Source organism: Micromonospora sp. NPDC049151 (assembly GCF_040648395.1).
Lineage (GTDB): Bacteria > Actinomycetota > Actinomycetes > Mycobacteriales > Micromonosporaceae > Micromonospora.
In genome coordinates, this window is sequence record NZ_JBEZDP010000006.1 from 70,468 (window position 1) to 84,744 (window position 14,277).

Below are 14,277 nucleotides of genomic sequence, written 5' to 3' on the forward strand. Positions count from 1 at the left end.
TGCGGGGCTCCGCTCCGCTGCACTCCTCGCGCTCACCGGGCCCACCGTTCGTTCGCGACTGCGGGGCTCCGCTCCGCTGCACTCCTCGCGCTCACCGGGCCCACCGTTCGTTCGCGACTGCGGGGCTCCGCTCCGCTGCACTCCTCGCGCTCACCGGTCCACCTCGATCTCCAGGCCCGAGGTCAACGGGGTGACCTCGTCGTACGTCCGATTCTGCTCGCGTTCCTGCTCGGCCTGCTCGTACGCGGTGACCAGGTCGGCGTACCCGGGCACGGCGGCCAGCAGCTCGGTGTGGGTGCCGCGCGCCACCACCCGGCCCTGCTCCACGTAGATCACCTCGTCGGCGAGGGCGATGGTGGCCCGGCGGTACGCCACCACCAGGATGGACGCCGGGGCGCCGCCGTCGGCCGGTGCGCGCAGACCGGCCAGGATGGCCGCCTCGACCCGTGGGTCGACGGCGCTCGTGGCGTCGTCGAGCACCAGCAGCCGGGGTCGCCCGGCGAGCGCCCGGGCCAGCGTCAGCCGTTGGCGCTGCCCGCCGGACAGCGACGTGCCCCGCTCGCCGACCATGGTGTCCAGCCCGTCCGGCAGCGCCGCCACGAAGCCGTCCGCCTCGGCCAGCCGCAGCGCCGCCCACACCTCGTCGTCGCCGATGCCGGCCCGGTCCAGCGCGATGTTGGCCCGGACCGTGTCGTCGAAGACGAACGGCACCTGCGCCACGAGCGCCACCGTCTCGGCCAGCGACGCGGCGGTCAGCTCCCGCACGTCCACGCCGTCCAGCATGACCCGCCCGGCGCCCGGGTCGACCAGGCGCACGGCCAGCGAGGTGATCGTGGACTTGCCCGCGCCGGTGGGGCCGACCAGGGCGACCGTCTTCCCGGCCGGCACGGTGAACGTCACCTCGCCGAGCACCTGGGCGCCGGGCAGGTGCGCCTCGGCCGGCTCGTACGCGAAGTGCACGTCGTCGAAGGCGAGGGTGGCCGGCTCCCGGGTGGACCGGTCGAGCGTCCTCGTGCCGTACGGCATCTCGCCGGTCGCGTCCAGCACCCGGCGGACCCGGTCCCATCCCGCGACGCTGCGCGGCAGCTCGGCCAGCACCCAGCCGATGGCACGGACCGGGAAGGCCAGCACGGTGAACAGGAACGCGACGCTGACCAGCTCGGTCACCGTGAGCGCGCCCTGCCGCAGCCGCAGCGCGCCGACCACCAGGACGGCGAGCGTGCCGAGGCTGGGCAGCGTCTCCAGCATCGGGTCGAACACGCCCCGCAGCCGGCCGACCGAGATCAGCGCGTCGCGCAGCTCGCCGGCGCGGGAGGCGAAGCGGGCCGTCTCCTGTGCCTCGCGGCCCATCGTCTTGACCACCAGAGCGCCGTCGAAGCTCTCGTGCGCGATGCCGCTGACCTCGGCCCGCAGCCGCTGCGCCCGGGCCTGGCGGGGTGCCATCCGGCGGGAGTAGACCACGTTGAGCGCGAACAGCGCGGGGAACACCGCGAGGCCGACCAGAGCCAGCGCCCAGTCGGTGAAGAACAGCGAGACCACCGCGCCGACGAGCATCACCAGCGTGCCGACCGCGAACGGCAGCGGCGCGATCGGGTACCAGGCCGCCTCCACGTCGGAGTTGGCGTTCGAGAGCAGCGTGCCGGTGGAGTTGCGGTGGTGCCAGGAAAGCGGCAGTTCCAGGTAGCGGCGGGTGACCCGGCGGCGGTAGGCGGCCTGGAGCCGGTACTGCATGTAGCCGGCGCCGAGGCGGCGGCCGAAGATGCCGACGACCCGCAGCACGCTGATGCCGAACAGCGCGGCGGCGGCGAGCGCCAGCCCTCCGCCGGCCACCTCGCCGCGCTCCACGGCCGGCACGACCACCTCGCCGACCACCGCGCCGACGACGTACGCGCTGGCGATCACCAGGAGGCCGAACAGCACGCTGCCGCTGACCGCGACCGCGAAGATCCGCGGCTGTTCCCGGATGGCCCGGCCGAGCACCCGTAGCCCTCTGCCGAGCACGTCCCGACTTGTCCCGCTCGCCACGCTGTCCCCCGCCGTAAGCCGCAGTTTTCTCCCCCATCCTTACCGTTCCCCGGCGCTCACGCCGACCCGGCCGGGATATGTCCGCCGTCACGTTCGCACGGAGCTGGGCGGACACCGGCCGGATCGATCGCGCGGCGGGGTCCGGCCGGGCGTGGCGCGCCGATCGGCCGGGACGGGCCTACGATCAGGGGATGCCGCGGTACGCCCGAACGGAGCGCGAGGCGCTCGCCGACCTGATGCTCGAACTGGGACCGGACGCGCCGACCGTCAACGAGGGGTGGACCACCCGTGACCTGGCGGCACACCTGCTGGTGCGGGAGCGCCGGCCGGACGCGGCCGGCGGGATCCTGTTGCCGCCGCTGCGTGGCTACGGCGAGTCGGTGCGCCGGCGGATCGCCGCCGGGCCGTACGCCGACCTGATCGCCCGGGTACGCCGCCCCCCGGTGTGGAGCCCGGTGAGCAATCCCCTCACCGACGAGCTCGCCAACGGGATGGAGTTCTTCATCCACCACGAGGACGTGCGACGGGCCCGGCCCGGCTGGCACCCGCGCGAGCTGCCGGCCGGGCAGCAGGCGGTGCTGTGGAAGCGGGCGTCCCTGCTGGCCCGGATGGCGCTGCGGCGGTTCCCGGCCGAGGTCCTGGTGCAGGCGCCGGGGCACGGCGAACTGCGGGCCGGCGGTGGCGGCGAACGGCTGCGGGTGGTGGGCGCGCCGGGTGAGCTGGTGCTGTTCCTCACCGGGCGGCAGCGGGTGGCCCGGGTGCAGGTGGACGGCCCGGCCGAGAGCGCCGAGCGTCTGCGTACCGCCGAACTGGGCCTGTGACCGACGAGCGGTGACCGCTCGCCCGCCGGCTGTCGGAGGTGGACGCCGGGAGATCGACGACTGTCACCGCGACGCCGCGCCCCGGGCCACCGGCGACCGGTTCCGCGCCGCCCGGCCGGCACGCCTGAGCCGGTTCCAGCAGGCGGGACCGGCGGCTACGCGGCCGATCAGGGCTAGCCGCTGGCCGGGTGCAGGCAATACCCTTCGGTAACCGCAGACCGACGTGACCCCCGTCACGTCCCTCCACCCCTGAAGGCGGCTACAGCGATGGCTCTCGATGTACCGTACCGTTCCGTACCGGACATGTTCCTCAAGCGCGTGGCGGACTCCCCCGACCGGCACGCCTTCGCCCACCCCGCACCCGACGACTCGGGCCCGGTCTGGCTGACGTGGGAGCAGGTCGGGCAGCGCGCCAAGGCGATAGCCGCCGGGCTGCACGGGCTCGGTGTCGGCCTGGAGAACCCGGTGGCGATTCTGGCCAACACGCGCCTGGACTGGGTGCTCGCCGACTTCGGCATCATGTGCGCCGGTGGTGCCACCACCACCGTCTACCCCACCACCGAGCCCGAGGACGCGGTCTACATCATCGCCGACTCCGGCTCGAAGGTGCTGTTCGCGGAGAACGAGGCGCAGGCGGCGAAGATCGCCGGGGCGGATCTTCCCGCGTTGACCCACGTGGTGCTCTTCGACGGCACCCCCGACCCGGCGGCGGCCGTCCCGCAGCTCACCCTGGCCGAGCTGGAGGAGCGCGGCGCCGCGGCGCTGAGCGCCGAGCCGGACCTGATCGACACGCTCGTCGCCGGCATCGGCCCGGACCACCTGGCCACGCTCATCTACACGTCGGGCACCACCGGCCGCCCGAAGGGCGTGGAGCTGCTGCACGGCGGCTGGTGCTGGGAGGGCGTGGCGCAGGCAGACCTGGGCCTGCTGCGCGTCGACGACCTGCAATACCTGTGGCTGCCGCTGTCGCACTCGTTCGGCAAGACGCTGCTCTGCGGCGCCACCCACGTCGGCCTGCCCACCTACGTCGACGGCCGGGTGGACAAGCTCGTCGACCTGCTCGGCGTGGTGCAGCCGACGCTCATGTGCGGTGCGCCCCGGGTCTTCGAGAAGGTCTACAACAAGGCGGTCACCACCGCGCAGGGCGCCGGTGGCGCCAAGGCCAAGATCTTCGCCTGGGGCGTCGGGGTGGGCAAGGAGAAGGTCGCGCTGGAGCAGGCCGGCAAGCCGGTCCCGGCCGGGCTGCGGATGAAGTACGCGCTCGCCGAGAAGCTCGTGTTCAGCAAGCTCCAGGCACGGCTCGGCGGCCGGATGCGGGTGCTGGTCTCCGGCGCGGCGCCGCTGAGCAAGGAGATCGCCACCTTCTTCGCCGCCGCCAACCTGCCCATCTCCGAGGGCTACGGGCTGACCGAGACCAGCGCCGGCGCGTTCGTGAACCCGCCCGACGGGCTGAAGATCGGCAGCGTGGGCCGGGCCATGGGCGACCTGGAGTGCCGGATCGACACCGACGGTGAGGTCCTGCTGCGCGGCAAGCCGGTCATGCGCGGCTACCACAACCTGCCGGAGGAGACCGCCGCCGCGTTCACCGATGACGGCTTCTTCCGCACCGGCGACATCGGCACGCTCGACGCCGACGGCTACCTGCGCATCACCGACCGGAAGAAGGACCTGGTCAAGACGTCCGGCGGCAAGTACGTCGCGCCGTCGCACATCGAGGGCATGTTCAAGGCGGTGTGCCCGTACACCTCGCAGGCGGTGGTGATCGGGCAGGCCCGCAACTACTGCACCATGCTCGTCACGCTCGACCCGGACGCGATCAAGGGCTGGGCCGCCGGCACCCCGCTCGATGGCAGCGACTACACCACGATCGTCACCTCGCCGCAGGCGCGGGAGATGGTCGAGGGCTACGTCGCCGAGCTGAACGGCAGGCTCAACCGCTGGGAGACGATCAAGAAGGTGACGATCCTTCCCCGCGACCTCACCATCGAGGACGGCGAGGTCACGCCGTCGCTGAAGATCAAGCGCCGCAGTGTGGAGACGAACTTCGCCTCCGAGATCGACAAGATGTACGAGGGGACGCTCGCCGAGCTGTAGTCCGCACCGCGCCGGCCGTGCCCCACCGTCCCGGGGCACGGCCGCGTGCGTTCTCAGAGGTGCCCCTCCCGCCACCGGCTCTGCTCGGCCTCGGCGGCGATCTGCTCCTCCAGCGCGAGCCGGCGTACCCGGCGCCGGCGGTCGTCCTCCCCCCGGGTCTCCCAGGCGACGCCGGCGCAGGTGAGCACCGCCAGCGCGGCGAGCGCGTTCAGCTCGTGGAGCCGGGCGACGGCCGGGACGGCCGCGGCGAGCACCAGCACCGTCACCAGCAGCGGCGTCCGTGCCCGGCGCTCCGCCAGCCACCAGCACCCGGCGAGGCTGAGCAGGTAGATCCCGACGCCGCCGAACAGGACCCCGGCCCAGAGGACCCCCAGCTCCGGACCCCACGCGGGCGTCGTCGGTGAGGCGGCCTCGGCCAGCAGATCCTTGAGGCCGAGGGCGAAGAAGATGATCCCGGCGACCATCGGCAGGTGCAGGAACGTGTAGACGGTGCGGGCCAGCCGCAGCCGTGCGGCGGGGTCCCGGGCCTGGTGCAGGGCCTGTTCCAGCGCGAACCTCAGCGTGTCGAAGTACGCCCACCACAGCGCCGCCACGATCACCACGCCGAGCAACGCGGCGACCGCCACCGGGCCGGTGAGCGGCAGCCCGCGCTTCGGGCCGAGCCCGAGCGCGATGAGCGACTCGCCGAGCGCGACGAGCACGATCAGCGCGTGCCGCTCCGCCCAGTGCCCGGCCGAGATCACCACCCACCACTGGCGGGCGAGGATCGCCCCGGCGATGTACTCGACGAGCAGCGCCAGGGTCCAGAGCGCCAGTTGCAGCCCCACCGCGAACCGCCCGTGCGCCAGCCGGCCGGGCAGGGTGCCGGCGACGACCAGCAGCACCGTGGCCACTGTCGGGGCCAGGAAGCGTATCCGCAGTCCCCGGCGCCGGGCCGGGTCGGCGCGGTCGGCCCAGGCGAAGACGGTGAGCTGGGCGGTCCGGATCACGAAGTAGCACGCGGCGAAGACGAGCGGCCCGGGCAGCCAGCCCTCGCGGTTGGTGGCGAACGCGCTGGGTGTGCTGAGCACGAGCAGGAACGTCGCCGCCACGGTGACGACGCCGACCAGCGGCAGCATCCCCTGGTCGGCGCGGAACGCGTTGCCCATCCGGGCGAAGCCGGTCCAGGACCACCAGAGCAGCGCCAGCACCAGCAGGAACCGGTAGAGGTTGACCGGCGTGAACACCGACGCGGTGAGCGTGGTGACGCTCAGGAACGCGAAGACGAAGACCAGGTCGTAGAAGAGCTCCACCCAGGTGGTCCGGGAACCCGGCGCGCTGCGCCGCACCGCCAGCGACCACCGGACCGCGTCCCCGTCTCCCACCCGGGCAGTGTGCGGGCACCGGCCCGCCCTCAGCCGGGGTTCGAGCGGATCACCACCGGATCGGGCGGGCGGTCAGGCGATGACGCTGGGTTCCCGCCACTGCGGGCGGCTGGTCCGGTCCAGGTCGTAGCGGACCGCGGCGAGCCGCCCGACCGCCTCCACCAGCTCGGCGGCGGGAAGCGTGAAGGGCAGCCGCAGGAAGCGCTCCAGCGTCCCGTCCAGGCCGAACCGGGGTCCGGGCGCCAGTCGTACGCCGACCTCCTCGGCCGCGCGGGCCAGCGCGCTGGAGATGGGACCGTCCAGCTCGGCCCAGAGCGTGACGCCGCCGCCGGGCACCCGCACCCGCCAGTCGGGCAGCCGGTCGGCGAGCGCCGCGACCAGGGCGTCCCGCTGTGTGACGAGCTGGGCCCGGCGGGCGGCCACGATGGCCGGCGCCTCGGTGAGCAGGTGCACTGCGACGAGCTGGTCGAGCACCGGGCTGGCCATGTCCACCCCGACCCGGGCCGCGGCCAGCCGCTGCACCTGGGGCGCGGAGGCGCGTACCCACCCGATCCGCAGCCCACCCCAGTAGGGCTTGCTCATGCCGCCGATGCTGATCACCCGGGAGTGCCTGTCGAAGACCGCCACCGGGGGCGGCAGCGTGGTGTCGTCGAGCGGCAGGTCGACGAAGGACTCGTCGACCACCAGGTCGGTGCCGGCCGCGTGGGCCGTCCCGACCAGCCGCTCGCGCAGGTCGGCCGCCATCAGGTGGCCGGTCGGGTTCTGGAACTCGGGAATCACGTACGCGAGCTTCGGCCGGGTCTGCCGCAGGCTGCCGAGCAGCAGTTCGGCGTCCCAGCCCTCGTCGGACAGGCCGTGCGTGGCGATCCTGGCCCGCCGGGCGGAGAGCGCGGCGAGCGCGTTGGGGTAGGTGGGCGACTCGACGAGCACCGCGCCGCCGGGCGACAGGGCCAGCCGCAGCACCAGGTCCAGCGCGTGCTGGGTGCCGTTGGTGACCATGATCTGCTCCGGGCTGGTGGGCAGGCCACGTTCGGTGTACCCGCGCGCCACCGCCTCGCGCAGCTCGATGATGCCGGTCGGGTGGTAGCCGGCGCCGCTGAGGTAGCGGGGCAGGTCCTCGGCCGCGGCCCGGGCGGCGGGGACGAGCTGCGGGGGCGCGGACAGCGCGGCCACCCCGAGGTCGATCATGTCGCGGTCGTCGAGCGGCGTCCACAGCCCGGTGCTGGCCACCCGGTGCCCGCCGGGCAGCATGGTCCAGCTGCCCGCGCCCCGGCGGCTGGCCAGGTGGCCGCTCTCCCGCAGTTCCCGGTACGCGGCGGTGACAGTGGTCCGGCTGATCCGCAGCGCCTCGGCCAGTTCCCGCTCGGCCGGCAGGCGTACCCCGAGGGGGAGGCGCCCGTCGGCGAGCAACCCGCGGACGGCGCCGGCGAGCGCGGCGTAGTCGGGGCTGCGCCGACGGCCTGGCAGTGCGTGCCACTGACCGAGGAGTCGCGCCAATTGGACGCCGCGCACCTGGCTGGTCATGGCCACACCCCCGAAATTGGCACCCTCGACAACCACGATTGGCACCTAGGGTGGCATGCATGGCACAGCTTGGCAATCTCCGGCACCGGCCGGTACGACGGCTCGCCCAGCTCTACGCCGGACTGGTCCTCTACGGCCTGAGCATGGCGCTGATGATCCGCTCCGAGCTGGGACTGGACCCGTGGGACGTGTTCCACCAGGGACTCGCCCGGCAGACCGGCCTGTCCTTCGGGACCGTCACCATCGCGGTCGGCGCCCTCGTGCTCGTCCTCTGGATCCCGCTGCGGCAGCGACCCGGCCTCGGCACGGTCAGCAACGTCGTGGTGATCGGCCTGGTCGTCGACGCCGCCCTGGCCGTGCTGCCGGCCGGCGACGGCCTGCCGGCCCGCGTCGCGCTGCTCGTCGCCGGGATCGTCGCCAACGGCGCCGCCACCGGGCTCTACCTGGGCGCCGGGCTCGGCCCCGGCCCACGCGACGGGCTGATGACCGGCTTCGTCGCCCGCCACCCCCGCTTCTCGGTCCGGCTGGTCCGCACCGTCATCGAGGTCACCGTGCTGGCGCTCGGCTGGCTGCTCGGCGGCACCGTCGGTCTCGGCACCGTGGCGTACGCGCTGACCATCGGCCCGCTGGCCCAGTTCTTCATCCCGGTCTTCGCGCTGCCGCCACGCCCGGCGGCCGGTGCTTACGCTACGTGATCATCACCGGGCCGACCGCCACGGTCCGGGACGCCGCGCAACGCGTTGAGCTGCGGCGACACACAAGCGGGAAACCAGGTGTTTCCTCCGCCGTCGCGGCCGGGCATCATTCCTGCATGGGGGAGAACGGATGGCGTTGGAGCGACGCCTGGATCTTCGTCGCGCTTGTCATCGCCAGTGGCGCCGGCCGGCACCGGCGGGCCGCCGCGACACGCAGGCCGGAGGGTGTCCGCCTGGCCGACGTCCTCTCCACCGCCGACCACCTCAACCAGGCCATCCCCGAACGGCACGAGGTGGAGGGCGCGGTCCGGCGGCTGGTCGGCGCGGGTCTGGTCAGCGTCGCCGACGGCTGGTTCCGGGTCACCGCCGACGGTGAGCGGCTCTGGCGCACCCGCCCCAGCGCCGGGCTCGGCACCACAGTGGACACGGTGCAGGGCGTGCTGACCCGGCGGCACCCGCCCGCCGAGAGCGAGTGGCACCTCGACGAGAACGACCACGCCGCCGCCGTGCAGGAGTACGTGGTCCGGTCGATCCCGATGCCGCGCCGCTCCCCCGAGGGGCACCCCGGCCGGCAGTGACCCGCCTCAGCGCACCGGGTGCCCGGCGCCGCGCAGCGCGTCCTTGACCTCGCCGACGGTGAGTTCGCCGAAGTGGAAGACGCTCGCCGCGAGCACCGCGTCCGCACCCGCGCCGACGGCCGGCGGGAAGTGGGCCACCTCGCCCGCGCCGCCGCTGGCGATCACCGGCACGTCGACCACCTCGCGGACCGCCTGGATCAGCGGCAGGTCGAACCCGGCCTTGGTGCCGTCGGCGTCCATCGAGTTGAGCAGGATCTCGCCCGCGCCCAGCTCGGCGCCGCGCGCCGCCCACTCGACCGCGTCCAGGCCGGTGCCCCGCCGTCCGCCGTGCGTGGTCACCTCGAAGCCGCTCGGCGTCGTGCCGTGCGGTGCGCGGCGCACGTCCAGCGAGAGCACCAGCACCTGCCGGCCGAACCGGTCGGCGATCTCGGCGATCAACTCCGGCCGGGCGATGGCGGCGGTGTTCACGCCGACCTTGTCCGCCCCGGCGCGCAGCAGCGTGTCGACGTCGGCGACCCGGCGGACACCACCGCCCACGGTGAGCGGGATGAAGACCGACTCGGCGGTGCGCCGCACCACGTCGAGCATGGTCCCCCGGTCGCTGGACGAGGCGGTGACGTCGAGGAAGGTCAGCTCGTCCGCGCCGGCCCGGTCGTAGGCCGCCGCCAGCTCCACCGGGTCGCCGGCGTCGCGCAGGTCGAGGAAGTTGACCCCCTTGACCACGCGCCCGGCGTCCACGTCCAGACACGGGATGACCCGTACCGCCACCGTCATGCCCCGAGCCTAACGAACGCGCGGGCGGTGGTGACCCGCCGGTGAGGCCGGTCACCACCGCCCGCTGCGGTGTGTGCGTTCGCGCCGGTCAGAGACGGACCAGCATCTTGCCGAGGTTCTCGCCGCGCAGCAGGCCGAGGAACGCCTCGGGGGCCTGCTCGATGCCGTCGACGATCGTCTCGTCGTACGACAGCCGGCCCTCGCGCAGCCAGCCCGCCACCTCCCGCACGAACTGCTCTCGCAGGTGACCGTGGTCACTGACGAGGAAGCCGCGGAGCGTCAGCCGCTTGCCGATCACCAGCGCCAGGTTGCGCGGCGCGGCGGGCGGCTCGGTGGCGTTGTACTGCGCGATCATGCCGCAGATGGCGGCCCGGCCGTGCGGGTTCATCGCCCCGATCGCCGCCTCCAGGTGCTCGCCGCCGACGTTGTCGAAGTACACGTCGACGCCGTCCGGGGCGGCGGCCTTGAGCTGCTTGGACACCGGCCCGTCGTGGTAGTCGAAGGCGGCGTCGAAGCCGAGCGCGGTGAGCCGCTCGACCTTCGCCGCCGAACCGGCGCTGCCGATCACCCGGCCGGCGCCGCGCAGCTTCGCGATCTGGCCGACCATGCTGCCCACCGCACCGGCCGCGCCGGAGACGAACACGGTCTCCCCCGGCTTCATCGCGGCCACGTCGAGCAGCCCGGCGTACGCGGTCAGCCCGGTCATGCCGAGCACGCTCAGGTGCGCGGTGACCGGCGCCAGGTCGGGATCGACAGCGCGTACGCCCTTGGCGTCCACGAGCGCGTACTCGCGCCAGCCGAGCCCGTGCAGCACCGTGTCACCGGGCTTGACGCCCCCGGCCTCACCGGACACGACCTCACCGATCGCGCCGCCGTCCAGTGGGGCGTCGAGCGCGAACGGCGGCACGTACGACTTGACGTCGTTCATCCGCCCGCGCATGTACGGGTCGACGGACATGAACCGGTTGCGGACCACCACCTGTCCCGGGCCCGGCGTCGGCACCTCGGTGGTGACCAGCCGGAAGTTCTCCGCGGTCGGCCAGCCGTCCGGCCGGGACGCCAGGTGGATCTCCCTGTTGACGCTCGCCTCGCTCACCAGACCTCCTCGGTTCGCACCGCGGGGCTCCGCTGCGCCGCGCTCCTCGTGCTCACCGGGCCTCGCGGACCGTGCGCGTCACCTCGACGTTGCCACGGGTCGCGTTGGAGTAGGGGCAGACCTGGTGGGCCGCGTCGACCAGCTGCTCGGCGGCCGCGCGCTCGACCGCGGGCAGGTCCACCACGAGCGTCACGGCGAGGCCGTAACCGCCGCTGCCGTTTGGGCCGATGCCCACCTCGGCCTCGACGACCGAGCCGGAGACGTCCGCCTTGGCCTGGCGGGCCACCACGCGCAGCGCGGAGTGGAAGCAGGCCGCGTAGCCGGCCGCGAAGAGCTGCTCCGGGTTGGCCGCGCCGCCGGCGCCGCCCATCTCCTTCGGTACGGCGAGGTCCAGCTCGACCGTGCCGTCGGAGGTCCGGACGTGACCGTCGCGGCCGTCGCCGGTGGCGCGGGCGGAGGCGGTGTAGAGCACCTGCATGTCACTGCTCCTTCTGTCGGTGGATCGTCTCGGTGACCCGGGTGAGGATGCCGTGGAGGAAGACCAGCTCGTCCTCGGTGAGCCCGGTGGCGGCGGCCACCCGCCGCGGCACGTCACCCATCCGCTCCCGCAGGGCCCGGCCCCGGTCGGTGAGGCCCACCTCGACCCGGCGCTCGTCCGCCGCCGATCGGGTACGCACCACCAGACCGGCCGCCTCCAGCCGCTTGAGCAGCGGGGAGAGGGTGCCGGAGTCGAGCCGGAGCTGACCGCCGAGCTCGGAGACCGTGGGGGCGCCGTCGTCGCGCTCCCAGAGCACCAGCAGCACCAGGTACTGCGGGTAGGTCAGGCCGTGCTCGTCGAGGATGGGCCGGTAGACGTCGGTCAGGGCGCGCGACGCCGCGTAGAGCGCGAAGCACACCTGCCGGCGCAGCACCAGATCATCGGTCACACCCAGAACGGTAGCGGGCAATCAAGTTGTGCACAACTTATCTGGGTGTGGGGCGGCGCGGCGCCGGTCACCCGGGCACCGGTCAGCGCTCCGGCAGGTACGCCTCCAGCTCGACCTCGACCAGGAGATCCGGGTCGATCAGCCCGGCCACCACCACCATCGTGGCCACCGGGCGCACCGGGCCGAACACCGCGTTGTGCGCCCGGCCCACCTCGTCGGCGTAGAGCCGGTCCGTGACGTACATCCGGGTCCGCACCACGTCCGCCGGCCCGGCGCCGACCTCGGCCAGCGCGTCCAGACCGATCCGGATCGCCTGCGCGGTCTGCGCCGCCGCGTCACCGGCGTGCGCCACCCGGCCGTCCACTGTGGAGGTGCAGCCGGCGGTGATCGCCAGCGCGCCGGCCCGCACCACCCGGGAGTAGCCGTACAGCGCCTCCCACGGGCCGCCCGAACCGAGCCGGGTCACCACCCCTGCGTCGGCGGGCGGCTCGGTCGTCACGCGCCGGCCCGCAGCGTCGCCAGCGCCTCGGCGACGGTGAACGCGCCCGCGTAGAGCGCCTTGCCGGCGATCACGCCCTCCACGCCCACCGGCTCCAGCGTGGCCAGCGCCCGCAGGTCGTCCAGCGTGGACACGCCGCCGGAGGCGATCACCGGCGCGTCGGTGCGGGCGCACACCTCGCGCAGCAGGTCCAGGTTCGGCCCGCGCATGGTGCCGTCCTTGGTGATGTCGGTGACCACGTACCGCGCCGCGCCCGCGGCGTCGAGCCGGGCCAGCACCTCGTACAGGTCACCGCCGTCGCGGGTCCAGCCGCGCGCCGACAGGGTACGGCCGCGCACGTCCAGCCCGATCGCCACCCGGTCGCCGTACTCGCCGCAGATCCGGTCGCACCACTGCGGGTCCTCCAGCGCGGCGGTGCCGATGTTGACCCGGGCCGCCCCGGTGCCCAGCGCCGCCCGCAGCGACTCGTCGTCGCGGATGCCGCCGGACAGCTCCACCTTCACGTCCAGCTTGCCGACCACCTCGGCGAGCAGCGCGGCGTTGGAGCCCCGCCCGAACGCGGCGTCCAGGTCGACCAGGTGGATCCACTCCGCACCGTCGGACTGCCAGGCCAGAGCCGCGTCCAGCGGGTCGCCGTACGCGGTCTCGCTACCGGCGGCGCCCTGCACGAGCCGGACGGCCTGGCCGTCGGCGACGTCCACGGCGGGCAACAGGGTGAGGCTCAACGCTTCTCTCCTCGGGTCCTCAACGACGGTCCAGCGCGATCACCACGATCGCGGGCAGGACCAGCAACAACAACACGACCAGCACCAGCCGCAGCGCGAGGTCGTCCACCAGACTCCAGATGGCGACCACCGCGGTCGCGGTGAGCACCAGGATCGTCGCCCGCTCGCGGCGGGTGTGCCGGCGCAGCCGGCCGGTACGCCCGCGCCGCAGCGACGGCGTCAGGCGGCGTACCAGAGAACGACGCCGCTCCCGGCGTGCCACCCGGCGGGCGCGGACGGCGCGCGCCCGCTCCTGCTCGGCCTCGCGCTCCGCGCGGCGGCGGGCCCGCTCCTTGCTCACGCCGACGCCCGCGTGCCCGCCAGCGGGCCGGTCACAACGTGCCGAGCCAGTTGCGCAGCAGCGCGGCCCCGGCGTCGGCCGACTTCTCCGGGTGGAACTGCGCGGCCGAGAGCGGCCCCCGCTCCACCGCCGCGACGAAGTCCGCGCCGTGGTGCGCGGTCGTCACCGTCGCGCCCGCCTCGGCCAGCGCCGCCGGGTCGGTCACCCCGTAGGAGTGGACGAAGTAGAACCGGGTGTCCTCCGGCAGGCCGGCGAACAGCGCCGAGCCGGCCGGCGGCCGCACGGTGTTCCAGCCCATGTGCGGCAGCCGCCGCGCGGGCAGCCGGGTCACGCCCCCGGGCAGCAGCCCGAGCCCCTTGGTGACCACGCCGTGCTCCTCGCCGTGCCCGAAGAGGATCTGCATGCCGACGCAGATGCCCAGGACCGGCCGCCCGGCGGCGACCCGGTCGGCGATGACCGGCCCGGCGCCCAGCGCCTCGATCCCCGCCATGCACGCGGCGAACGCGCCGACGCCCGGCACCACCAGGCCGTCGGCCGACGCGGCGGCGTCCAGGTCGTCGGTGACTGTCACGTCGGCGCCGGCCCGCGCCACCGCGCGCTCGGCCGAACGCAGGTTGCCCGAGCCGTAGTCGAGCACCACCACCCGTGCCATCAGCTCTCCCCCGGCAGCAGCCAGAGCACCCCGGCGGCGGTGGCGAGCACGGCCAGCAGGCCGGTGATCACCACGGCGGCGCGGGGGGCGCCCTGCTTGAGCAGCGACCACGTCCCGCCGAGCAGCAGGCCGGCCAGGATCAGCAGAAGAGTGGGCAGCACCTT

The 14,277-nt window shown here is 74.1% G+C and carries 16 protein-coding genes; 4 read left to right on the forward strand and 12 right to left on the reverse strand.

Annotated features, from left to right (window positions below; translation table 11 throughout):
• Nucleotides 1-150: 150 nt before the first annotated feature.
• Nucleotides 151-2,001 carry an ABC transporter ATP-binding protein gene (locus AB0B20_RS09460; RefSeq protein ID WP_357469525.1) on the reverse strand — a complete coding sequence of 617 codons (1,851 nt, stop codon included), beginning with the start codon at nucleotides 1,999-2,001 and terminating at the stop codon, nucleotides 151-153.
• 215 nt (nucleotides 2,002-2,216) lie between these two features.
• Between AB0B20_RS09460 and AB0B20_RS09465 the strand changes: the two genes are divergently transcribed.
• A complete protein-coding gene (locus tag AB0B20_RS09465) occupies nucleotides 2,217-2,846 on the forward strand; it encodes a TIGR03085 family metal-binding protein (protein WP_357380846.1) in 630 nt (209 codons plus the stop codon).
• A 267-nt stretch (nucleotides 2,847-3,113) separates the two neighbouring features.
• Nucleotides 3,114-4,940, forward strand: coding sequence for a long-chain fatty acid--CoA ligase (locus AB0B20_RS09470; protein WP_357380844.1), 1,827 nt, complete (start codon nucleotides 3,114-3,116; stop codon nucleotides 4,938-4,940).
• A 53-nt stretch (nucleotides 4,941-4,993) separates the two neighbouring features.
• Here the strand turns inward: AB0B20_RS09470 and AB0B20_RS09475 are convergent, their stop codons facing one another.
• Complete coding sequence (locus AB0B20_RS09475) at nucleotides 4,994-6,304, reverse strand: low temperature requirement protein A (RefSeq protein ID WP_357380842.1); 1,311 nt, start codon at nucleotides 6,302-6,304, stop codon at nucleotides 4,994-4,996.
• Nucleotides 6,305-6,376: 72 nt separating this feature from the next.
• Complete coding sequence (locus tag AB0B20_RS09480) at nucleotides 6,377-7,828, reverse strand: PLP-dependent aminotransferase family protein (RefSeq protein WP_357380840.1); 1,452 nt, start codon at nucleotides 7,826-7,828, stop codon at nucleotides 6,377-6,379.
• A gap of 59 nt (nucleotides 7,829-7,887) precedes the next feature.
• Here AB0B20_RS09480 and AB0B20_RS09485 point away from each other — a divergent pair, with 59 nt between their 5' ends.
• Together AB0B20_RS09485 and AB0B20_RS09490 are read left to right on the forward strand one after the other, a co-directional pair.
• Complete coding sequence (locus AB0B20_RS09485; protein ID WP_357380838.1) at nucleotides 7,888-8,523, forward strand: hypothetical protein; 636 nt, start codon at nucleotides 7,888-7,890, stop codon at nucleotides 8,521-8,523.
• Nucleotides 8,524-8,639: 116 nt separating this feature from the next.
• Entirely contained in the window at nucleotides 8,640-9,101 is a 462-nt protein-coding gene (locus tag AB0B20_RS09490) for a hypothetical protein (RefSeq protein ID WP_357380836.1), read from the forward strand.
• A gap of 6 nt (nucleotides 9,102-9,107) precedes the next feature.
• On the opposite strand, the gene hisF is transcribed toward AB0B20_RS09490, so the two are convergent.
• The 9 genes from hisF to AB0B20_RS09535 form a co-directional block, all read right to left on the reverse strand.
• Nucleotides 9,108-9,875, reverse strand: a complete 768-nt coding sequence (gene hisF / locus AB0B20_RS09495) for an imidazole glycerol phosphate synthase subunit HisF (protein WP_357380834.1) — start codon at nucleotides 9,873-9,875, stop codon at nucleotides 9,108-9,110.
• Between the two features lie 88 nt (nucleotides 9,876-9,963).
• The gene (locus AB0B20_RS09500) at nucleotides 9,964-10,971 is read right to left on the reverse strand and encodes an NADP-dependent oxidoreductase (protein ID WP_357469529.1); all 1,008 of its coding nucleotides are present in this window, start codon (nucleotides 10,969-10,971) and stop codon (nucleotides 9,964-9,966) included.
• A gap of 52 nt (nucleotides 10,972-11,023) precedes the next feature.
• Nucleotides 11,024-11,449, reverse strand: coding sequence for an organic hydroperoxide resistance protein (locus tag AB0B20_RS09505; protein WP_091045350.1), 426 nt, complete (start codon nucleotides 11,447-11,449; stop codon nucleotides 11,024-11,026).
• Between the two features lies 1 nt (nucleotide 11,450).
• Nucleotides 11,451-11,897, reverse strand: coding sequence for a MarR family transcriptional regulator (locus AB0B20_RS09510; protein WP_357469534.1), 447 nt, complete (start codon nucleotides 11,895-11,897; stop codon nucleotides 11,451-11,453).
• An 82-nt stretch (nucleotides 11,898-11,979) separates the two neighbouring features.
• Nucleotides 11,980-12,396, reverse strand: coding sequence for a Rid family hydrolase (locus AB0B20_RS09515; protein WP_357469537.1), 417 nt, complete (start codon nucleotides 12,394-12,396; stop codon nucleotides 11,980-11,982).
• Entirely contained in the window at nucleotides 12,393-13,121 is a 729-nt protein-coding gene (gene priA, locus AB0B20_RS09520) for a bifunctional 1-(5-phosphoribosyl)-5-((5-phosphoribosylamino)methylideneamino)imidazole-4-carboxamide isomerase/phosphoribosylanthranilate isomerase PriA (protein ID WP_018785235.1), read from the reverse strand. The genes AB0B20_RS09515 and priA overlap by 4 nt, the downstream gene beginning before the upstream one ends.
• 19 nt (nucleotides 13,122-13,140) lie before the next feature.
• Complete coding sequence (locus AB0B20_RS09525; RefSeq protein WP_357380826.1) at nucleotides 13,141-13,461, reverse strand: hypothetical protein; 321 nt, start codon at nucleotides 13,459-13,461, stop codon at nucleotides 13,141-13,143.
• Nucleotides 13,462-13,492: 31 nt separating this feature from the next.
• On the reverse strand, nucleotides 13,493-14,113 hold the full coding sequence (gene hisH, locus AB0B20_RS09530; RefSeq protein WP_357380824.1) for an imidazole glycerol phosphate synthase subunit HisH: 621 nt from the start codon (nucleotides 14,111-14,113) through the stop codon (nucleotides 13,493-13,495).
• Nucleotides 14,113-14,274: a hypothetical protein gene (locus tag AB0B20_RS09535; RefSeq protein WP_357381191.1), complete on the reverse strand. Its 162-nt coding sequence runs from the start codon at nucleotides 14,272-14,274 to the stop codon at nucleotides 14,113-14,115. The genes hisH and AB0B20_RS09535 overlap by 1 nt, the downstream gene beginning before the upstream one ends.
• Nucleotides 14,275-14,277 lie beyond the last annotated feature (3 nt).